Origin of the sequence: Rothia sp. CCM 9418 (assembly GCF_048512825.1) — a bacterium.
In the GTDB taxonomy this organism is placed as follows: domain Bacteria; phylum Actinomycetota; class Actinomycetes; order Actinomycetales; family Micrococcaceae; genus Rothia.
This window is the reverse complement of record NZ_JBLXXX010000005.1, coordinates 95,630-117,039: the sequence shown is the minus strand read 5'-3', so window position 1 is coordinate 117,039 and position 21,410 is coordinate 95,630. Positions and strand designations below refer to the sequence as shown.

The window sequence follows — 21,410 nt, the reverse complement described above, 5'->3', positions numbered from 1 at the left end:
ATGGCTCCTCAACAAGACCTTCAACAGCCTCAAGAGCCTGAGTCTGAAATCCAGAACTCTCAAGATTCTAAACCTCAGGAGTTCCCAAAAACTGAATCTTCACCTCAGAAAGTTCAAGAACTCGCAACGACCTCTCAGCATCTTCTTTCAAAGGCTGACAAGAAGAAAACACCAAAAGTTAAAAATTGCGCACAGAATGCTGTTGCAAAAGTATCCTCAACATTCAACAAAAAGCGCGCCCGTAATGCCATCAAAAAAATAGCATTTTCCCCCAAAAGCCGCGATGTTGCACGCATCGTCAATAAGTATGCTCGACGTAATCAAAAAATTGCTGATTTGCTCCTTGAAAAAGGAGCCCACGACCGTTTAGAACGCCTTGGTTCTGAACGTCTAGAGCCCGGAAAATACTTTGCAAAGCTAACTATCAAAAATTGGGAAGAGTATCGAGACCAAAAATTCAGACTCTACCAAAACGGTAAAGTTGTCTACGGAAATCAGATTGAGCCACCAGCTCGTGGCTTCCCCTTAGAGTACCGAAATATTATCGTCACGTCCCGTGACATTACTAATTTCTCGCTCAGTATTGATGCTCCATTCACCCTTGCTATTAGTGAAGGTGCATTCACCACAGAACAGCAAGTCAAATACGATATACAATACGGAGTAGAGCAGCATGACAATGTTTTCTACTCGTTGCGTGGAAATACAACGAACCCTTCAAAAATTCTGATTACATTCCCTGGGTTTGGTCCTTCTACAACCCGTGTCTCTTATGCGGTGAGCTACCTTAAAGCGCTCACCGATCAAGACCTCAGCGACACTCTTATGATTTGTTTCCAAGACCGTTATATGGTTTCAGGAACATACATGATGTGCGATAGCAGTAGAAAAGCGCTATATCCTAAGGTCAAAAAAGTCCTTGATAATTTCAAAGAGAAATATAATATCGAGGAAGATAAAATGCTATTCTTTGGGGCTTCCAAAGGTGGCTCTATCGCTATCCACTACGCTCAAGAATTCTCGCAGGCAACGCTCTTACTTGCTGTTCCTCAGATGAACTTGCCTTACTATATGAACAAGCCATTCTTCCGGTATAACCTATATGGTACATTCCGTGAAAATCTTGATCAGGCACCAGACATCAGCAACCTACAACAGCCTGAAGAACTGCTTCGCTCCTATCTTGAAGAGAAGCGCACAATTCACTATTTTTATACCACCTCAGACGAGTTGAGCAATCATTCTCTCATCGAACTTGTACGAGGAGTACCTAACCTCACCAAATACCGTATCAACGGTAAACACGGAGAAGTTGCTCGTATCGCGCTACCTGCAATTTTGAATATTATCCGAGACTTCTTAGGCACCGGTACAGAACGTTCTATCGCATGTGAAGATGTCCGAACCTTCCACGATGAGCAGTTCCTTTACTCCCAGCTACGTATTGAGTCTGGTCTTCCTGAAAGTGCCAGTTCAGACACCGAAACTAACTGGTTTATTGAAGCTGATGATGAAGGAACAAAACTTCGTGTCCTACTTACAAGCCACTCCTACGACTTTGTAAAGTACACAAAGCCAGCTCAACGTCTCTACGCGGCTTATGATCCTATCGAAAAGTTCGATAAGGTAGTAGGTCTCAATGCTGAAGGGACCAGATATTCAGGGAAACTTCCTGAGCAGATGACCCGTTCAGAAGATCAGATACAAGAGCCCGTTTTTGATGGTGCACCCAGACTATCTATCAATACACAAGGACAAATAGAGCAATACACCATTATCAATGGTGCTAACCTTGGTCGTTTCCAATATAGAGCACACATTATTAACCACGACGGTGTACTTGCAGAAGTCCACATTGTTGATGATATTAACCGTGCTTCGTATGTTCGAGAGTCATCATTCCAAGAGACTACTCCAACAAAATCCCTTACGGTTGTCGAGTCCTTAGACGATTTTACGTTCGTACAACTCTTTGCATTACGTACAGTTATTGCATCTGGCTGTGAACGTCTACGAATCGTTTTGCACAGTGCTAGAGCAGATGCTGAAGTTGTGAAGAGCCTCGTAAAAACAGACTGGATTAAGGTTCAAGTTGTTGTTGTACGGCCTGTAGAAAACCTTGATATTACTCGCCGCCCATTTGCAAACTGGATTAAAAAACGTCGCCTTAATGTGCTGGGTAGTGCCCAACGTAAACGCACGTTGTTCACAGAAACACCTCATCAAAAGACGGTTCTTCCGCGTCGACGAGCAATCACCCCAGACCAAATTAGTCTTTCATCAAGTAGCACTCCACAACCTACCGTGAAGAAAGCAGTCAAAAAAACTACCGCAAAGGTTCTTGCTCAAAGCTCCCCCGCAGAAACTATCACCGAGAGCACCCCCGTAGAAAAGATGCCTTCTGCAGTGCTTCATGAAGTTTCGTATAAAGACTCACCTTCAGCTAATCTTAAGGAAAGTAACAAGGAGTCCTCCCCCGCGCAAAACACTGAAACCGTACAAGAAAATACCACCCCCAAACATAAAAAATCCCGTGGTTCTGCAAACCACAAGAAAAAGGGAAATCTACTTGCCCGCAAGCGCCGTCGATAGGAATGACGACACATGCACGTTTTAAAAGCTATATCTGAGTACAAAGATCAAGATGGAAACCAGATTATCTTTGCTGGTAAAAAACCGCTTGATAACAAAATATCTATTACTTTTCGAGGGAAGAATAACACTCTCGTTGTACACGAAAATGCACGAGTTCGTCTTGTCAATATCTTATTTGACCAAAACAATGGTCGATGTGAGATTGGTTCCAATGATGCTTCGGTAGCACCTTTCAGCGCAAATATCCGTATCGGAGAAGATTCTTCTGCCCTCATCGGCAATAACGTGTCAACAACAACCCCCGTACAGATTTCTGCGGTGGAAGGCACAACAGTACGTATCGGTAACGACGTGATGATTGCTGGTAGCGTTAAAGTACGAGGTGATGATGGACATCCAATTTTTGATGTACGCACCAGCCAAAGAATTAACACCGCAAAAGATATCACCATCAAAAACCACGTATGGCTAGGAATAGAGTCCTACATTATGGGAGGTGCTGATATTAGCGACGGTTGCGTAGTTGGAGCACGTTCCATCGTGAATAAGGCTTTTCCTAATAACTGTATTATCGCGGGTTCTCCAGCAAAAATTATTCGACGTAACATCGCATGGGAACGTCCCCATCTGTCAATGGCGTCTCCTGCTTACAAAGATTCTGGAGATACCGTAGAAAAAAGCGATTACTGGAATATCACCGTTGATCTTTAACCGATAAGTCTCACCTTGGGAGTTCTCATGTCTAACCGTTCAGTCACCTTTGTCGGCTTGGGGTATATTGGTCTACCTACCGCGGTGATTATGGCAAACCATGGGTTAGACGTGCATGGTTTCGACATTAACGAACAAGCCGTTGATGCTATCAACAGTGGTGAGCTCACTATTGTTGAACCAGGTTTAAAGCAGAAACTCCGTCATGCGCTAGACTCTGGTTGTTTCCGTGCCAGTACAGAGCCTCGGCATAGCGATACTTTTGTAATTGCGGTACCAACGCCTTGTACTGAGACGAAGGAAGGCGATCTTTCGTATATTTTTAGTGCTGGTGAAAAGATTGCTCCGTTATTGCGCGGTGGAGAACTCATCATTTTAGAGTCTACGTCTCCACCTCAAACAACTCAGAAGTTGGCGCAATATATTCTGTCGTTACGCCCAGATTTGTGCGCAGATGGGGCTCCTAATCCTCAGGGGTTGCCTGTTATATATTTTGCTCACTGTCCTGAAAGAATTTTGCCGGGGCGTGCTTTAGAAGAGCTGGTGACGAACGACCGTATTATCGGAGGACAGTCTCCGCGTGCTGTTGAGAAAGCCTGTGAACTGTATCGGACTTTTTGTACGGGAGAGCTTTTAGAGACTGACGATGTTACTGCGGAGTTAGCTAAGCTTACCGAGAACTCTTTTCGTGATGTCAATATTGCTTTTGCTAATGAGCTATCGCTGATTGCAGAGACTTTAGGTGTTGATGTGTGGAAGCTTATTGAATTAGCAAACCATCATCCTCGCGTTAATATTTTGCAGCCTGGCCCTGGTGTCGGTGGTCATTGTATTGCGGTAGACCCATGGTTTATTGTCTCTTCTGACCCCAAAAATTCACCTCTGATTCGTACTGCCCGTGAGGTTAATGATAGAAAACCGCAATGGGTGATAGAACAGGTACACGCGGCCGTAGCATGCGTAGATTCTGCTCGTATTGCAGTGTTGGGCTTATCTTTTAAAGCTGACATTGATGACTTACGCGAGTCTGCTGCGTTAAAGATTGCTCAGCAGCTAGCGCACGAGCTTCCTGGTGTTTCCTTAGCCGTGGTGGAACCGCATATTTCGGAGCTTCCATCTGTGTTAAGAGACTATCCTCAAGTACATTTGGCTTCTTTAGAGGATGCTTTAGAAGAAGCGAATATTGTGCTTTTATTAGTGGATCATCAGGTTTTTTCTTCAGTACCTGCGTGTGCTCTTGCTGGGAAAGAAGTTATTGACACTAAAGGCTTTTGGAGATAGCTACTAGCTGTGAGGCTCAGTTGATGGTGAATTCTTCGCAATCTGTACGTAGCCCAAAAAATTTCTCTAAAGCGTGAATGATACGCTCACTTGCGTAACCGTCACCATAGGGGTTTACTGCTACTGACATCTTTTGGTAGGCGTCGTTATTGTCAAGTAGTCGTATTGTTTCAGAAATAATGTTGTCGGTGCGTGTACCTACAAGTTTTACGGTGCCAGCGGTAATGGCTTCAGGACGTTCCGTATTCTCACGAAGGACGAGTACAGGAATGCCGATGCTAGGAGCTTCTTCTTGTAGACCGCCGGAGTCTGTGAGTACGAGTGTTGAGGCGCGCAGTAAAGCCGTAAACTCTTGGTACGGTAAAGCGTCTAAGACGATAATATTCTTGATACCGGCAAATATCGGTAGCAGGCTCCCCCGAATTTTAGGGTTCATATGTGCGGGGAAAACAAAACGATGCCCGGGATATTTTTGAGCTAAGTAGGCGATGGCTTGCCCGATTCGTTCCATCGGTTCGCCAAGGTTTTCTCGACGGTGAGCAGTAATGAGAATAATGGGTGAGGTGTCTTTGAGAAGGTGTTGCACCTCGTGGGAGAAACCTTCAATTGACAGTTCCTTTTGAGAAAGCAAAGCATCTATAACCGAGTTACCTGTTACAAGAATATCGTTAGGTTTAAAGTTTTCGGCAAGAAGGTTATTTTTAGAGCCCTCAGTTGGTGCTAAGTGCAAGCTAGATATTTGGCTGATCAGTTTACGGTTTCCTTCTTCAGGAAAAGGTGATGTGATATTTCCTGAGCGAAGGCCAGCTTCTAGGTGGATGACTGGTATCTGGTGGTTGAATGCAGCTAAAGCAGAGTATAAGGCGGTGCCGGTGTCTCCTTGTACAAGTACGGCGTTGGGTTGTTCTTCTTCGCAGAGTTGACCCATCTGGTCGAGGATTTTGACAGCGGTGTCGTTAAGACCTTGGTTCTCTTGCATAATGTCTAAGCTATAGTCTGGTTCAAGCCCTAGGACAGTGTTAACTTGTTCTAGCATTTGGCGATGTTGCCCAGTAGAAACTACGAGAACATTAAAACGTTCTGAGGTTTTGAGCTGGTGAATTACCGGAGCAACTTTGATTGCTTCGGGGCGGGTACCGTAGACGACCATCACGGTATATTTGCCAGATACTTTTTTCATGGTTTTCTTCTCTTAGTCACTCAAGAATGTTCTTCTTATTCTGAGTTCTTGACGTATCCTTCTCGTCCTAGTTCTTTTGCATCGTATAGTAGTCGGGCTGCTTTACGTTCGTCGCCTTGGGCGATGTTGTGGGCGAACCAACGATACTTTCTGGCTACTTCTCGAGCGTCACCGTCCATGACGAGTTCGCCAAAATCGAGCCAGATTGCGCGAGTACACATATTTTCGATGGTTTGAGCGGCGTGACTTACAAGAAATACTGTTCCGGCTTGGTCTAGGAGTTCTTTCATCGCTTGAGCTGAACGATCTGCAAAAGATGCGTCACCGGTTGAGAGGGCCTCGTCGATGAGAGTGATGCGCGGACGATTCGCTAACATGATGGCGAAGCGGAGACGGGCTGCCATACCTGAAGAGTAGGTTCGCATCGGACGGTTAATAGCTTCTCCGATACCTGCTAATTCCATGATTTGGGTTTTTGCATCAGGTAGTTCGGCGGGGGTAAGCCCCATCGCAAGACAGCCTAGCTCAATATTTTCTTCGCCAGAGAGGTCGTTGTTGAGCACACCGTGAACACCGATGAGGGAGGGCGGAGAAGATGCGTATACTTCGCCGCTGGTGGGTGTTTCTAGTCCGGCGATGAGGCGTAGGAGGGAGCTTTTTCCAGAGCCGTTACGCCCTACGATACCGATGAACTCTCCTTCATGGGCGACGAAGGAAAGTGGTTGCAGTGCGTGCACAATCTTTTTAGGGGCAGATTGAGTGATACGGCTTCTACCTGATGAGACAACGTAGTCTAGAGAAACGTTGTTTACAAGTACGTTCGGTGTTTTTGTGCCGAAGACGAGTTCGCTTAGATCAGTTGTTGAGTTCACGACCGTACACCTCCTCTGCATGCCAGAATGTGAAGAAACCGATGAGCAGTAATCCGATGCTCCATGCGCCAAGAGATCCCCAGTGATATAGGGTTCCGAGAGAATGATCCATGAGGATATGGCGGTATAAGTCTAAGAAAATATAGATGGGGTTTGATTGGATAATATGGGTTATGACGGGGTGGTGAATGAACCGTTCGATGGGGAAGATTACTGCTGAACCATACAATAAGAAACGTGTCAGGACGTTAATTACTTGAGATATATCGGGGATGACGTAAGCGATACGAGCAATGATGAGCCCCAAACCAAGGTTGAAGAGAACGTTGAGTAAGAATGCGGGGATAAAGAGTAACCATGTCCATGAGGGGATGACGTGTGGTGGGATGAGCACGATACCGATAATCATGACGATGATAACGGGTATGCTTGAGAGCGCTTCACGAAGCGCTAAGGAGATAGGCACAGTCAGTCTAGGGAAAGAGAATGCCCTCATCATTGAGCGGTTTTGTGACATAACGGTGGAGCTAGTCACGAGTGCTCGTGAGAAGTATTGGAACATCAGCACCCCAATGATGATGTATGCGTTGTAGTTGTGCATACCGCGTGAGGTGTTGAGGATAAGACCAAAAAGAACCCAGAAGAAGATGACGTCAAAGACGGGTTTAATCACTAGCCACCAAGAGCCGAGACGGTGTTGGCGGTTCTGCATTCGGACTTTAGCGCGGGAGTCTTTCCACATGTAGGCGCGGCGTTCCCAGGTTTGTCGTAGGTAGACGATGGGACTTTTACGGACACCTACTCGGTAGAGTTTTCCAGACTCGATATAACGTCGGTATTCTTCTACGGATGGATTTAACGGTGAACTCGGCGTGTATTGGGGTTTTTGTTTACTCATGTTGAGAACCCCCTACTATTTTGTGGTATACCTCTGTCATTCGTTCAGCGTTACTCTTCCATGTTCGTGTCCGTGCGAATTCTCTGCCTTGACGTGCTAATTCTGCTCTTAGGGGCGGATTATTCTTGAGGTCAATAATGGCTTCTGCCAAAGATTGGCAATTTTCTACTAAAAATAGTTTACCTGTCTGCGCTGTTACTGTGTTGTTGATAAGCTCTGCTAACGGTGGAATATCGCTACATAGTACTGGGCGTTTGAGCGCCATCGCCTCAATGGGTTTGAGTGGTGTGACAGAACGGCATACTCTTGTATTTTTTCGAGGAACAACGAAGAGGTCTAACCCTTGATGCGCAATCATCGCTTTGTCAGGGTTTATTTTGCCGAGAAACGTGGTGTGTTCTTGAAGGTTGAGTTCTTGGACGAGAGAACGCAGAGAAGGCTGCGCTGCTCCGCTTCCAGCAAGAAGTACTCGGATGTCTTCTCCTTGAGATCGTGCAATAGCTACTGCTCGAAGAAGAACGTCGAAGCCTTCATAGTCGACGAGGGAGCTTACCGAACCGACCCAGAAGCCTTCGGGGGGAAGACCTAAGAGGTTGCGTGCTTGTGTTGAACTGAGATTTTGTTCAAAGAGTTCTTCTCGGACGGCGTTAGGGATAACGGTAATTTTTTCAGCGGGAATACCGCGTTCGATGATGAGGTTTTTCATCACGTTGCTGAGTGTCACGATATGGTGGGCTTCATGCATGAGTTGTGTTTCTCGTGCTTGGATGCTTGTGAAACGTTGACTCTGCTCGGCATCTTTTTGCTGTTGTGGGGTTTTCTTTTGGGAGACCCACGTTTGTTCCATCATTCCTCGTACCTCATAGACCCACGGAATGTTTAGTTCTTGGGAGAGGGCTTTGGCAACGATAGCGTTGGGGTAGTTTGTGGTGGTGTGAATGAGGTTAATTTTTTCTTGTTGAACAATCTGACGGGCATAGTTTGCCCATTGGGTTAGTCGCTGGGCGTGGGTTTTTGCCAGTTTGAGGGGCAACGTACGCTGGTAGGTCACTTCCTCTACATGCACTGTTGGTGTTGCGTTCCATGTTCCAACCATGACGGGGTATCCGGTGCGGGTGAGCGCATGAATAGTCACTCCAGCATGGATGAGGGCGTTGAGTAGGCGTTGAGTGCGTAGAGTGTACCCAGATTGTGTTGCTGGCAGGGAGTTGGTGATGAGGTGTAGTGCGTTAATTTTTTGCCCGTTGGCTGAGGGTATTGTTCGTTGTGGCACGTGTTGTGTGCTGCCATTTAGTGGAAGCTGATAGTTGGGGTCTAGCAGGTTTTTTTCTGATTCTAGGCGGTGAGCGTAAGAGTGTGCTCCTGCAGTGTGCGCAAGGTCAATAGCCTCATCGATTGCACCGTTATCCCATGCGCTGCGGGCACGGGTTTTTGCTGGTATTTTTGGGTCTTTCCAGTGGATGAGTCCGTAATGTATGGCAGTTTCTGCGGCAATTCTTTGCTGAGTTTTTTGCCATCGTGAGGTGACGTGTGTGGTGAGCAATTCTTGTGCTTCGGCAGGAAAATCTTTTCCAAGCAGGTAGGCTCCTAAGGCATGTGTTCCGGCTCCGGGTAGTTGTGTTAAGAGTTTGCCGATGCGTTCAGAAAGTTGTGCTGGCGCTAAACGAGCAATGTTAATCCCTAGTAGTAAGGGGTCGTCGTTGAGGTGTCTACCGATAACTTGGCATGTGATAACGCTATTACGCGCGACGTCTCGTAGGGGTGGTAAGGTCATTTTCTTGTGCGAATTCTGGTTCATGGTGGTGTTTTAGCCGGTACGGTGTTGTTGGCAAAAGTCTAAAGCTTTTTGGTAGAGCTCTGCCATGGTGTTGTAGCTGTACCGTTCTTTGAGGAGTTTTACTCCAGATTCGCCGACGATAAGGTCTTCTGGATATGCGTTGAGGTCGGCGAGAGCGTCTGCTAAAGCTGAGGAGTTTTGTGGTGGTATCACGGTGGCAACACCGCTTTGTTCGAGGAGTTTTGCGGCACTACCGTCAACAAGGGCGATAATTCGTCGTCGAGTGGCTAGTAGCTCAAAGATTTTTGAGGGCACTGTCCATGCAAACGGTTTTGTTTTGCGAAGTGATACGAGGTGCACGTCTGCCCACGCATATGCTTCTCCTAGGTCTTTTCTAGGTACAGGGGGGAGAAAATGAACCTCAAGGTTTTCTTTTTGGGCAAGTTGTTTGAGGACTGGGATTTCGGCGCCTTCTCCGATGATACGTAAGATAAAACGTTGCCCTGGTCTTTTGTGTTCGAGTATTTTGAGGGCTTCAAGGACGACTCTCAGACCTTGACTACGCCCCACGGTACCGAGGTATTGAAGACGGAGTTCATGACGGTGCCGTTCTGTTAGTTGGAGAGGTTGAGCCTGCTCAAATTCTTGAGGTTCTGCCCCGTTTGGAACAACAAATACTGGGTGTATTCCACGTTCTTTAAGCACGTCACTAAAATGCTCAGTGGTGACGACAACAGCCCCTGCTTGACGTTGGCAGTATGTGATGGTGGCGTGAATACTGCGTTTAATGAAGTGACGATACCATGGAAGTTTTCTGGTCTGAGATGTGATGTCTCCGGTAATGATGTCTGGCCAAGCATCACGCATCTCTGCAATATGTTCAACACCCCATAGTTTGGACACAACAGCCCCAGCAAAAAGACTCGGGATACCAGGAACGGTCGAAATAACAACGTCAAAGGAGTGCTCTCTACTGTTTTCTGAGTTTCGCCACCTACGCAATACGTGTTGCACTCGTTGCACGGCACAATAACCTACCGTTCCTGCGGCGGTAATCATTTGATCTAGGGTTCGTGGTATTGAGTGGTATCCGTGTAGAAGATACGGCATGCGAATCAGGGTTTCACCGTATCTTCCGCTGGTACGGCGAAATATCTGACTACTGTTTTTGCGTAGGTTTTGAGTACTTGTTTTATCAGGATAATGCGGAGGTGGGCAACACACAGTGACGCTGTGACCGTCTTGCATCCAGCGTTGGATAAGGGCAGACCAGCGACGCTGAGGTGCGCCAAGTTCTGGCTCATAGTGGTGCGTGATAAGGAGTATGTTCATGTGTGTTGCGCTGTCTGTAGGCATAAGTTGGGGAGCCCACATTTTTAGCTACTCTTTAGGTTACCCTATAAGACAAAAGAGAGGACAGACATGTCTGACCCATGTCTGTCCTATCGTAGAAGCTATCTAGCAAACATTTGCTGCCGTTTATAGATGGCTGTTTCTGTAAAGAAAGCATGAGATTTAGGCATCCATAATGCAACGATAATGACGATAGAAGTAATAAATACTAAGACCTGAATGACGGTGTCGAAAGGTCCGGCGCTTGTTGTGTCGGGAAATTCTGATAGGAACGGTTGCAATATGCTTAAGAAGAATAGTCCAACCAGAGACGTAAAAATGCTAAGACCAGAGATCACCGTCATGACGATTCGTGCCCAACTAGTGCCTTTAGCGATGAGAATAGCAAGAAGAATATAGAAACCTAGAATTGCGAGGCTAAAGACGACTCCGACAAGTTTGGCAGCAAACTCTAGCGTTTCATCACCAATTTCGGTATCTGCTGAGGTGAAGAAGAGAGTGTAGATATTGGAGATGAGATAGAACCCCACCAGAACGTAAATAGCGGATGCCGCAATTTTGATGGTTTGTGGAGTTACGGGTTTTGTTCGTTCTTGCCCACCGGTATACCCCATGTATTGAGAGTATGGGATGGGTTGTTGCCCAGCATAGGGTTGGGAGGTTTGTGGTGTGTATTGATGTGTTTGGTAGTTCCCCTCAGTGCGAGGGGTGTAACCGTTATTGTCTGTCATCGTTGTCTTACCCTTCACAGAGATTTGTTGTGTCTATCTCATACTATCTCAGCTGGTATCAGTGTGCACTGATGAGTTTTTAGATACCTAACGTCTACTATTCAGAAACAAAGATTCCGCGTGAGCGGTCTTTGCGTACTTCTTCTGCGGAGAAGACTTTTCCGCTCATGCAGATGTAGACTCCGGGACTCAGTAGATTCATTGCACCCACTGCTACCCCGAAGTTAAAGCCTGCATCAGAGCTGCGCATAGAAGCTGGTTGCATGGCACCGCATAGGACAATGACTTTGTTCTCTCTTTGCGCATATTGGTGGATGTATCGTGCGGTCTCTGGCATGGTGTCGGTGCCATGAGTAATGATGATGTGGTTATCAGCAACTTTTTCAAGAGCATTCACGAGTACCGCACGATGTGAGTCTTCCATGTCGAGTGAGTCAAGACGGAGTACGGATTCAAGAGTGAGTTCGATGTCGGTCAGTACCGGCGCTAATAGTTGTGGGACGGAAGGGTCCCCGATCTCTAGTTCGCCTTGGAGGGAATACACCTTGTCAATGGTTCCTCCGGTGGCAAGAACAGTAATCCTGTCGATTTTATTGATGGTCATAAGGTTTGTTCATCTCCTTGAGATAGGTCGTTGTTGGTGGCCTCTGCACAGAGTGTGGCGAAGGCAGTGACTATGATTCTATAGCTAAAACTTGGTGCTATTTGTGTTCTATGAGGTGGCGGTTGAGTTCAATAACCGTAGTTTTTCAGAGAGTTCTGCGGTGGCTCGTTCAATACGGCTATTTGTGCGGTGAGAGTCTTCCGCTGAGGGGTTGAGCGAAGTGTTCGTTGTGTATATTCCGGTAGGTACAAGGTCAGCTTGAAGGTATCTGAATAGCGGTATGAGGCTGTACTCAACCATGAGTGAGTGTTTCCAGCTTCCTCCCACCGCAGCAACGATGGTTGGGGTTCGAGCAATGTCACCGAGTTCGGTCATATCCCAGAACATTTTGAAAAGACCAGAATAGCTGGCGTTAAAGACTGGTGTAATAGCGATAATAGCCGAGGCTGAGCGGACTCTTTCAAGCGCTTCTGCTAGGTCATCTGAGGGGAATCCATCTGAGATGAAGTCTGCCATGTCCATGGCATATTGGCCTAGGTATAGTTCATGAAACTCTCGTGAACGAGCATGATGCTCGCGTTCTGTGGTGAGGCCTTGACGTATTTTTTCTGCGAGCATCGCTGAAGCAGAATGACGTGACCCGGAGCCGATAACGATAAGGATTTTTTCTGTACTACGCACAACCATAGACACTATCCTAAGTCTCTATTGTGTGTAATGGCTCAAAGAATACGCAATCGGGGGTGCGCACCGTATCAAAGATACACACCCCCGTTTGTGTCACTGCAATGTTAGATAGTATCGCCAGTTTCTTCTAAGAGACGCTGACGAAGCTCTCGACGTTGAGCTTGAGCGTCAGGGTCTGGTAGAGGAACAGCAGCCAGCAGACGCTGAGTGTATGCTTCACGTGGGTGACGAAGAATCTGCTCACGAGAACCTTGCTCTACGATTTCGCCACGACGCATAACGCAAATACGGTCTGCAAGAGCGTCAATGACAGCAAGGTCGTGAGTGACGAATAGGCAGGCGAAGCCCATTTCTGCTTGAAGTTCTTGGAAGAGCTCCAGTACGCGTGCCTGAACTGAAACGTCAAGAGCAGAAGTCGGCTCATCTGCGATGAGCAGTTTGGGTTTCAAGGAGAGTGCACGCGCGATACCAACACGCTGTTTCTGGCCTCCAGAAAGTTCGTGTGGGTAACGGTTACGGTATGAACGAGGCAACTCAACACGGTCGAGGAGCGCTTCAATACGTTTTTGTAATTCAGCGCCTTTAGCAACACCTGCCAGTTGCATGGGTTCACCGATGGATTCGCCAATGGGCAAACGTGGGTTCAAAGAAGATGAAGGATCTTGGAAGACCATACCAACTTCGCGACGGACCTTAGCAAGCTGAGCACGAGTTGGTTTGGTGATATCTTCACCGTTGACGGTAAGTTTTCCTTCTGCAACGTCCAAGAATCCAACGGTTGCACGACCAATCGTAGATTTGCCGGAGCCTGATTCACCAACAAGACCGACGACTTCTCCAGCATGAACGGTAAGATTTGCGTTAGAAACCGCACGGAACGGTCCAACGCGTCCTTGCTTTGGATACTCCAAAGAGACGTTCTCAAGGCTAAGGATGACTTCACCGGTAGGTTGAGGAGCAACTTTTTCGAGTACCTCTGTTGCTGGGCGAATCTGTTCGGCGGCGTCGTCGATAGCTTCATTGACGTCAATTTCGTTACCGCCAAGGTGTAGCACAGCATCCAAAAGTGCCTGAGTGTATTCATGTTGAGGGTTATTAAACACCTCATGGATTTCGCCTGACTCAACGATGACACCACGACGCATCACAGCAACACGGTCAGCGAGGTCTGCAACAACACCCATATCGTGAGTAATCAAGATAATTGCTGAGTGAAGTTTTTTCTGCAGGTTGCGCATGAGCTGAAGAATTTCTGCTTGGACTGTTACGTCAAGAGCAGTTGTCGGCTCATCTGCAATCAGAAGTTTAGGGTCGGTCGAGAGCGATTGCGCAATCATGGCACGTTGACGCTGACCACCAGACATCTGGTGAGGATAAGAGTTAAATGCTTTGACGGGGTCTGGCATTTCTACCATTTCAAGCATTTTGAGTGCTTCAGCTTTTGCTTCAGCAGGAGAGATGTCCTTGTGAAGACGTAGAGTTTCAACGATTTGGTCGCCGACGGTCATGACAGGGTTCATCGCTGTCATCGGTTCTTGGAAGATGACGGCGATGTCGTTACCGCGAACGCTTAGTAGCTCACCGTTGCTCAGCCCAATGAGTTCACGACCATTGAGTTTAACGGAACCGGTGACTTTGGCATTTTTTGGGAGCAGCCCAATCATGCCCATTGAGGAAACAGATTTACCGGAGCCGGATTCACCAACGATGGCGAGGACTTCTCCGGGGTGAACCTCATAGTTGAGGTTCATGGCAGCAGGAACCCATTGTTTATCGACACCGAAGTCTACGGAGAGGTCTCGGACGACGAGGACAGGCTCACTGCCTTGACGTGTTGTAGCTGGCTGTGTAGTCATTGGTACTATCCCAACTGTAAAAAAATTTATGGTGTTCTAAAGCGGCAGATCAAAAAGATCAGAACGAAAGCTGAATAAGAATGAGAAGATAGCCTGTATGGCTTCACAATATTTGCACCAACCACCGGTAGTTATTCGTTCTAAGATGTCGTACGTTTATCTAGCTATTGCTATTTTTGGTGCGTTGAGCATCTTAGCTGCTTGGACAATGACTGGACGAACAGACCTTTTAGTTCGTTCTATCCTGCCTCTGTTCTTTGCTGTCTATGCTACCTGGTATGTGATGTACTACCCCAAAGTGGTTATCGATGTGGAAGATGTTGTGGTAGTTAATCCCTTTGTGACTCACCGCGTTAACTACTCTTGCCTTATCGATGTTTCTACACGCTATGCGCTGACTCTCGTCACCGCTGAAAAAAGTTACTCTTCCTTTGCCGTAAGTGGTTCTGGAATGGCTCATTCTTTCAAAGCTCATCGTTCGGAGTCACAAGGATTGCCCGCCATTACTCCCCAACAAGACGGGGCGATTCGTCCTAGTGACTTACCTTCGACTCTCTCTGGCGCTACTGCACGTATGATTCGTGGGTATTGGCAAGAGCTTGTCGAAGATGGTGCGCTCGAACAGGTAGAACCTGTAGCTTCTAGCGTTCGTGATACCCGCGGAATCATCATCATATGTATTCTTGGGGGTCTCACGCTTATTCAGCTGTTCACTCTGTAATTATCAATTCTCACGCCGTTGGTGGTTAGCTCAGGTGTTTTTATCTGAGCTAACCACGAGGCGTCTAGTTATCTCGTGTTTCTTTACGGATAACTTCTTGGTCGTGTTCACGGGTCTCGTCGTCTGAGAGAGGACCAGAACCTTGGAATCCGCCTGATTGCATTTGCAAGGATTCTCCAGCAATACCCAAACCGTTTTCAGCTGAGTGCGCTACACGCTCTTTAGCTTTGCGTGGATTGAATTTCTTTTGACGCGGGTCAAAGGCATCGCGTAGGCCGTCGCCAATGAAGTTGATGCACAAAGAAATTGCGAGAATAAACAAGCCGGGGAACCAGAAGAGCCATGGGCGGGTTGCAAAAGCAGTTTGGTTCTCGGAGATAAGGCTACCTAGGGACCAGTCAGGTGCTTTAACGCCGAAGCCCAAGAAGCTCAAAGCGGTTTCGGTCAGAATTGCTGAGGACATCAGCAAGGAGATGTTTACGGTAATAACGCCGACAGTGTTAGGCAGGATGTGTTTGAAGATAATACGAGTATCAGAAGCACCTGCTAGACGTGCAGCATCCACGAACTCACGTTCTCGCAAGGACAGAAACTCTGCACGGACAAGACGGGCAAGAGAGCTCCAGAAGAAGAAGCCGACAACCACGCCTAAGGCGATGATTGCGGTTCGTCCATTGAAGTGGGTTCCTGCAATTTTACCGAGCACTGCGCTGATGAGCAGAAGCGGAATGATAATGATGACGTCGGTAAAGCGCATGATAATGGCTTCAACCCAACCACGATAGTAACCGGCGAGTCCGCCAAGCACTACACCGATAACACCAGCAAGGATGCTAATAATCATCACAACAAGGAAGGTGTTTTGGATGCCACGCATCGTCATTGCGAAAAGGTCGCGGCCGGTGGCGTCCTGACCGAACCAATGTTCGGAGCTAGGAGCTGCACCATTGACGATAGGGTGCATGTCGGTGTATCCGGTATTCCACCATCCGGGGATTGGCCCGATTCCAAGTGAAGACCAAGAAAGGAGCAAGATGCCGATAATGATGATGAGTGAAACGACAGCGCCGGTGTTACCGAAGAAGCGTTTACGAACAATTTGTCCCTGAGTTTTTCCCAAGGTTTCGCGCTGGGTGATGTCGATGCTTGCCTCAACTTCGCGTAGTGCTGCAGTTTCGGTTGTCGGTTCTTTACCAGCATTAAAATCAACGTTTTTAGTTGTCATGCTTTCACCCTTACTCGCGGGTCGAGGATTGAGTAGACGAGGTCTGCAATGAGGTTGAAGACAAGCGCCATAATTGCGGTCACGATGAATACGCCCATGACGGGGTTAGGGTCGACTTGAGCAAGACCGTCAAGGAATAGTGTTCCCATACCTTTGAACGCGAAGATACGTTCGGTAATTGCTGCGCCACCGATGATAGAGCCGAAGTCCAAGGCAACGATGGTTGCTAGAGGAATGAGCGCATTCCGGAAAGCGTGCTTCATGACAACGCCACGTTCAGAAACACCTTTAGCACGTGCTGTGCGGATATAGTCTTGGTTCATGATTTCGAGCATGGATGCACGAGAGTAGCGAGAGTAGCTTGCTAACGAGATGAGCGTTAGTGCAACGGTCGGAAGCAAGATGTGCGTCATGGTATCGAGGTTAAGAATCCAGAAGTCACCGGTAAGGTTTGCGGTTGATGCATTTGCGGTGGGAATGGGGCGTCCACGGATACGGGAGTTACTGATGTAGTCCGGCCATGCTTGCATGAAGCGGTCTGTGAAGATTAACAGTGCCATGAGGAAGGCGGTTAGTCCGCCGACTCGCATATTTTGTCCGCGGTCGTATCCGCCAGCGACAAAGCCGAATCCGACACCGAGCAAGGTAAAGCACACGGCGATGATGAAGACCATCAAGAATGTTGCTTGGTTGAGAAGTGTCTGAAGCGGGAAGTAAACGATAAGTCCTAGTGCTACTGCTGCAATACCGCTATAGAGGGCACGGCGGTTTCTAATGCCGGAGACAAGAATTGTCATAACGTATGCGCAGAGTAGTCCAAGTACTGCTAGGAATGGAATGCCTAGTCCGGGGTGTAAGAACCAGTCGGTTACGGAGACGAAGAAAATAATGCCAAAAGTCAGTACGGCGCCGAAAAGACCGAGGCTGATTCGTGTTTTGGGTTTTCCGTAGGAAGCTGAGTACCAGAAGAGTCCGGCAACGAGAGAGATGAGCAGGTTACTCATCAAAGATACTTGCGGATTGGCGAGGAAGTCGTTGAAGCCAATCGCGAGGATTTCTTTGAGCAATACTGCAATCCAGAAAGATGGCAAGGAGAAGAACAGGAAGCTTGCAAAAGTGATGGTGTAGTCAAGCCCTGAGTACTGACGTAATGCTGAAACGATACCTAGGCTAATACCGATGAGAATTGCTAGAACGGTGGCAGCAAGAACCAAAATCAGTGTTTGGTAGATAGCGTTTGAGAGTAACTGTGTAACAGGCGTACCTGAGAGGTTTGTTCCAAAGTCGCATTGTCCGATAAGGCACTTGGATACGCCAGTAATCCATAGGACGTAACGAACGGGGATTGGTTTATCTAAGTTCAGCGCTTCAGTGCGCTGAGCGATAAGAAGGTCTTTATTAGGGCTATTGCTGGTACGTAGCTCTGCCAGAGGATCGCCAGACAGAGCAGTGAGTGTAAAGACTAGGAAGGAAGCGGCAAGTAGGATAAAGACCGCTGTTATTAGTCTCCTCACGGTATAGGTCAACATGATGATTTCCTGAAGGGGTGAGTCAATGTGGGGAGAGTTTTAAAAAAATAAATAAACGTACGGCGTGGATGCCCAAGAAGATGAGCATCCACGCCGCCGTTGGCGTATAGCACTCAGTGCTAAGCGCTATACAAAGAACGCTGCACCTAGATAAGATGAGCCGTTGTTACTTGATGTCCCAATCAGCTGCGTTCCAGGTAGCAGGGTACTGACCTGGCTTAGGCTCAATACCGGTGATGGACTTGTTGTAAGCAACGAGGCTTGGGCTCTGGAAGAGAGGTAGGCCGTAACCGTCCTTGAAGAGCTCACCATCAGCTTGGATAGTAACCTTTTCAATTTCGCCCTTATCAACAGTGCTCATAACCTTCTTAGCATCTTCGTCAACGGTTGCATTGGAGTAACCGGTGAAGTTAGATCCGCCGTCGGTTGCGAAAATCTGTCCGAGGGATTCGTGTCCGACGCCAGGGGAAACCCAACCGAAGATAGAAGCATCGTAGTAGCCTTCTTTACCCTTGGAAAGTTCGCTAGCCCACTGCTCAGAGCCGAGAGATTCAACCTTGAAGCCTGCCTTACCAGCTGCTTCTTTAATCATCTGGAAGGTATTTTCACGGTTGCTGTTCTTGTTGTTGTAAAGAATCTTCACGGTAGGTGTTGCACCATTGAGAAGTTCTTTAGCCTTAGCAATATTTGCTTCAGGGTCAGTAATGGGGTAATCGCTGGAGTTGTTCTGCTTCACAGCATCTTCATAGACCTTACCCTGTGATACAACGAATAGTTCAGAGTTGAGAACGACTGCATCTGGCTGCATCGGTTTGATGAGCTTGTCGACAACATCCTGACGAGGAATGGTGAGCAAGAATGCTTTACGAACGTTCTCATCTTTGAAGACCTCAGAGTGGAAGTTCAAATCGAGGTGATCGTAGGAAAGGTCTGGTGCAACGTGAGTTTCTGCGTTGTCCAAAGCCTTAGCCTGAGAAACAGTATCGATAGATGCCTGAGGATTAATGACGTCTACGTCGCCGTTCTTCAATGCCTGAATCTGAGCTGCCGCATCAGGAAGAATTTTAAGGGTAATTTCAGAAATCTTAGGCTTGTTAGGGCCTTGATACTTATCGTTAGCAACGAGAGTAACAGACTGGTTTTCGACAACAGCGTCAAGCTTGTATGGGCCGTTGCATACGATGAGGTCTTCGCTTGGCATGGTGGTGGTGTTGAAGCCGGTGTTCCATGCGTCTGCGATTTTACGTAGGTCTGCGTTTTCTTCGCCGGGCTTAGCGTTCTTGATAACCTCTACGAGCTTATCTTCGTCCATGCCTGCGAGCTTAGCTACGACGTGAGCGGGGGTAGCGATTAGGTCGTATGCAACCTCCCAGTCAGCAAACTTCTGTGGGTAGGTGAAGGTAATGGTCTTTCCGTTGTCAGAGAGAACGGGAACGCCAGCGTTGCCTAGACCAGCGGTGTCGCCAGCATAGGAGAAGTAGGTGAGGTCTTTTTCGGCGTCGTCGAAGTGTCCGGAAAGAACAGCCCATGCCAAGAGGAGGTCACCTTCACCGATTTCATTGCCGTCAGACCACTTCATGTCGTCTTTAACGGTGTACTTAACTTCCATGCCGTCGCCTTTATCGGATTCCTCGTAGGTTCCGAACCAGTCGTTATGTACAACCTCAAGCTTATTGTTGATGGAGTAGAAACCGGAGGTGGTCATGTTAGTAATCATGCCGTTGGTGTCGACGTTACCGTCAGCAGAATTGCTATTGAGGGAGCTGAAGGTGTTCACGATTGCCATTGAGACAGATTTTGAACCCTTATCCCCAGAAGATGAGCTTGCATTGTTTCCGGTGCTTGCACAAGAGGATAGTGCAAGAGCGGATACGGCTGCGAAGCCGATGATGGAGGATCTACGTGAAATGCGCATTCCTTCTCCTTTTTCAATATGAGATGTTGTGTGCGACTACCAGAGCTCATCGTAGATGAACGACAGGCAACCTAAGTGACTGGAAACACATGTAAGTTTCATTGTAAACAAAACTTAACCAGTTGTACATGAAGATACCCTAAAACGAATCTTTATTCATATGATGAGAAAAAGCTAAATAAAGGTAAAATTTTTATTACCAAACACAAGCAACCCTCTTTAATCCCAAATAATCAAATCAATAAATATCATTTGACTAGGTTTTATATGGGTTACATCAATAATTAGTTATTTTCTTCGTAAAAGATTTATGTTCTTTTTAAGTGCCGTTTAACACCCTCTCCAAGCCCAAAAAATAATATGGAATTAACATACAAACAGGCGTGGTGTACACATAGTGGACACTTAAAACACAGAAGCCGGCGAGAAAACACCCCGCCGGCTTCATACAGCAAGCCTTACATCTTATTACGATAATCAGCAGTTTCGCCACTAACCTCAGCACGCACAGCACAAAGATTATGCGCAATCAGCTCCTCAGGATTCACAGGACGTCCACCAGCCGAATGAGGAGTAATCACCAAATTCTTCGTACCCCATAGAGGAGAATCCGAAGGCAAAGGCTCTTGCTTCACCACATCAACCGCAGCACCAGCAATAGAACCACTCTCCAACGCCGCAATCAACGCATCCTCATCAACAGTGACACCGCGACCAACATTCACCACAAATGCGCGAGAAGGCAACAACTCCAAACGCTGTTCGTTCAACGCATTCTCCGTCTCAGCAGCAGCCGGAAGAATCATCACCAAAATATCAGTCTGAGGCAAGTACTGTTCAATATCATCAACAGCAATCACAGGGAAACCAGATCGTTCACCAGCAGAACGCGCCACACCCTGCACCTGAGCACCAAAGGCCTGAAATAAGCGGGCTGTGCTCTGACCGATAGATCCAAAACCCCAAATCAAAACACGAGCACCCAAAAGAGTTGTGACTTTATCCGCAGGATGAAGCTCCTGAGGACCACCTAACTCCCCCGCCCAACGAGAATTATCTTGCTCCTCAGAGAGTAACGGCAAGAAACGCACAAAATTTAATGTCAAAGCCAGCGCATGCTCAGCAACGGTCAAAGAATGCAAGCCAATACCAGAACAGATAACCGCTTCATCACGGAAACCAGCCGCACGAGCCTGATCAGGTCCAGCAAGAAGAGCCTGAACCAACTTCACCTGAGATAAATTCTTCGCTGCATCTTGCAACTGTTCATTAGTATTACCCCAGCTAATCATGACATCGGCATCATAGTGCTCTGCAGGTAAAAGCTCAGTAGGGTCATAAGAAACTAGCGTATCTTCTGCCTGAAGACCAAGCTTCTGAACGTCCAAAGGAATAATGGTAGGAGCAAGGATTTTCATATCAAATCTTCCATATCACGAGAAAATTAAACATGCCGTAAGGCACTCTTCTTAGAT

The 21,410-nt window shown here is 47.3% G+C and carries 17 protein-coding genes; 4 read left to right on the top strand and 13 right to left on the bottom strand.

Annotated elements, in window-relative coordinates; genetic code table 11:
* The 3 genes from ACN083_RS08025 to wecC are packed head-to-tail and all read left to right on the top strand — an operon-like array spanning window position 1 to window position 4,587.
* Window positions 1-2,592: a hypothetical protein gene (locus tag ACN083_RS08025; RefSeq protein WP_419102323.1), complete on the top strand. Its 2,592-nt coding sequence runs from the start codon at window positions 1-3 to the stop codon at window positions 2,590-2,592.
* Between the two features lie 12 nt (window positions 2,593-2,604).
* Window positions 2,605-3,306, top strand: coding sequence for an acyltransferase (locus ACN083_RS08020; RefSeq protein ID WP_419102322.1), 702 nt, complete (start codon window positions 2,605-2,607; stop codon window positions 3,304-3,306).
* A 27-nt stretch (window positions 3,307-3,333) separates the two neighbouring features.
* Window positions 3,334-4,587 (top strand): UDP-N-acetyl-D-mannosamine dehydrogenase, encoded by a 1,254-nt coding sequence (gene wecC / locus ACN083_RS08015; RefSeq protein ID WP_419102321.1) that lies wholly within the window; start codon window positions 3,334-3,336, stop codon window positions 4,585-4,587.
* Window positions 4,588-4,603: 16 nt separating this feature from the next.
* Here wecC and wecB read toward each other — a convergent pair whose 3' ends face one another.
* The 9 genes from wecB to ACN083_RS07970 form a co-directional block, all read right to left on the bottom strand.
* A complete protein-coding gene (gene wecB / locus ACN083_RS08010) occupies window positions 4,604-5,767 on the bottom strand; it encodes a non-hydrolyzing UDP-N-acetylglucosamine 2-epimerase (RefSeq protein ID WP_419102320.1) in 1,164 nt (387 codons plus the stop codon).
* A 35-nt stretch (window positions 5,768-5,802) separates the two neighbouring features.
* Window positions 5,803-6,639, bottom strand: coding sequence for an ABC transporter ATP-binding protein (locus tag ACN083_RS08005; protein ID WP_419102319.1), 837 nt, complete (start codon window positions 6,637-6,639; stop codon window positions 5,803-5,805).
* Entirely contained in the window at window positions 6,623-7,537 is a 915-nt protein-coding gene (locus ACN083_RS08000; RefSeq protein ID WP_419102318.1) for an ABC transporter permease, read from the bottom strand. Before ACN083_RS08000 ends, ACN083_RS08005 begins: the two co-directional genes overlap by 17 nt.
* Window positions 7,530-9,335 carry a glycosyltransferase family 4 protein gene (locus ACN083_RS07995; protein WP_419102317.1) on the bottom strand — a complete coding sequence of 602 codons (1,806 nt, stop codon included), beginning with the start codon at window positions 9,333-9,335 and terminating at the stop codon, window positions 7,530-7,532. The genes ACN083_RS08000 and ACN083_RS07995 overlap by 8 nt, the downstream gene beginning before the upstream one ends.
* A gap of 9 nt (window positions 9,336-9,344) precedes the next feature.
* A complete protein-coding gene (locus ACN083_RS07990) occupies window positions 9,345-10,646 on the bottom strand; it encodes a glycosyltransferase family 4 protein (RefSeq protein WP_419102316.1) in 1,302 nt (433 codons plus the stop codon).
* Between the two features lie 122 nt (window positions 10,647-10,768).
* Window positions 10,769-11,398 carry a hypothetical protein gene (locus tag ACN083_RS07985; protein WP_419102315.1) on the bottom strand — a complete coding sequence of 210 codons (630 nt, stop codon included), beginning with the start codon at window positions 11,396-11,398 and terminating at the stop codon, window positions 10,769-10,771.
* Window positions 11,399-11,495: 97 nt separating this feature from the next.
* Complete coding sequence (locus ACN083_RS07980; RefSeq protein WP_419102314.1) at window positions 11,496-12,002, bottom strand: asparaginase domain-containing protein; 507 nt, start codon at window positions 12,000-12,002, stop codon at window positions 11,496-11,498.
* A 108-nt stretch (window positions 12,003-12,110) separates the two neighbouring features.
* Window positions 12,111-12,683 carry an NAD(P)H-dependent oxidoreductase gene (locus tag ACN083_RS07975; protein WP_419102313.1) on the bottom strand — a complete coding sequence of 191 codons (573 nt, stop codon included), beginning with the start codon at window positions 12,681-12,683 and terminating at the stop codon, window positions 12,111-12,113.
* 110 nt (window positions 12,684-12,793) lie between these two features.
* Window positions 12,794-14,545, bottom strand: a complete 1,752-nt coding sequence (locus ACN083_RS07970) for an ABC transporter ATP-binding protein (protein WP_419102312.1) — start codon at window positions 14,543-14,545, stop codon at window positions 12,794-12,796.
* Between the two features lie 97 nt (window positions 14,546-14,642).
* Here ACN083_RS07970 and ACN083_RS07965 point away from each other — a divergent pair, with 97 nt between their 5' ends.
* The gene (locus tag ACN083_RS07965; protein WP_419102311.1) at window positions 14,643-15,266 is read left to right on the top strand and encodes a hypothetical protein; all 624 of its coding nucleotides are present in this window, start codon (window positions 14,643-14,645) and stop codon (window positions 15,264-15,266) included.
* 64 nt (window positions 15,267-15,330) lie between these two features.
* Here the strand turns inward: ACN083_RS07965 and ACN083_RS07960 are convergent, their stop codons facing one another.
* The 4 genes from ACN083_RS07960 to ACN083_RS07945 all read right to left on the bottom strand — a co-directional run bounded on the left by ACN083_RS07960 (window position 15,331) and on the right by ACN083_RS07945 (window position 21,353).
* The gene (locus tag ACN083_RS07960; protein WP_419102310.1) at window positions 15,331-16,491 is read right to left on the bottom strand and encodes an ABC transporter permease; all 1,161 of its coding nucleotides are present in this window, start codon (window positions 16,489-16,491) and stop codon (window positions 15,331-15,333) included.
* Window positions 16,488-18,020 carry an ABC transporter permease gene (locus ACN083_RS07955; RefSeq protein ID WP_419102309.1) on the bottom strand — a complete coding sequence of 511 codons (1,533 nt, stop codon included), beginning with the start codon at window positions 18,018-18,020 and terminating at the stop codon, window positions 16,488-16,490. The genes ACN083_RS07960 and ACN083_RS07955 overlap by 4 nt, the downstream gene beginning before the upstream one ends.
* Window positions 18,021-18,186: 166 nt before the next feature.
* On the bottom strand, window positions 18,187-19,935 hold the full coding sequence (locus ACN083_RS07950) for an ABC transporter family substrate-binding protein (RefSeq protein WP_419102308.1): 1,749 nt from the start codon (window positions 19,933-19,935) through the stop codon (window positions 18,187-18,189).
* Between the two features lie 458 nt (window positions 19,936-20,393).
* Window positions 20,394-21,353: a phosphoglycerate dehydrogenase gene (locus ACN083_RS07945; RefSeq protein WP_419102307.1), complete on the bottom strand. Its 960-nt coding sequence runs from the start codon at window positions 21,351-21,353 to the stop codon at window positions 20,394-20,396.
* Between the last annotated feature and the right edge of the window lie 57 nt (window positions 21,354-21,410).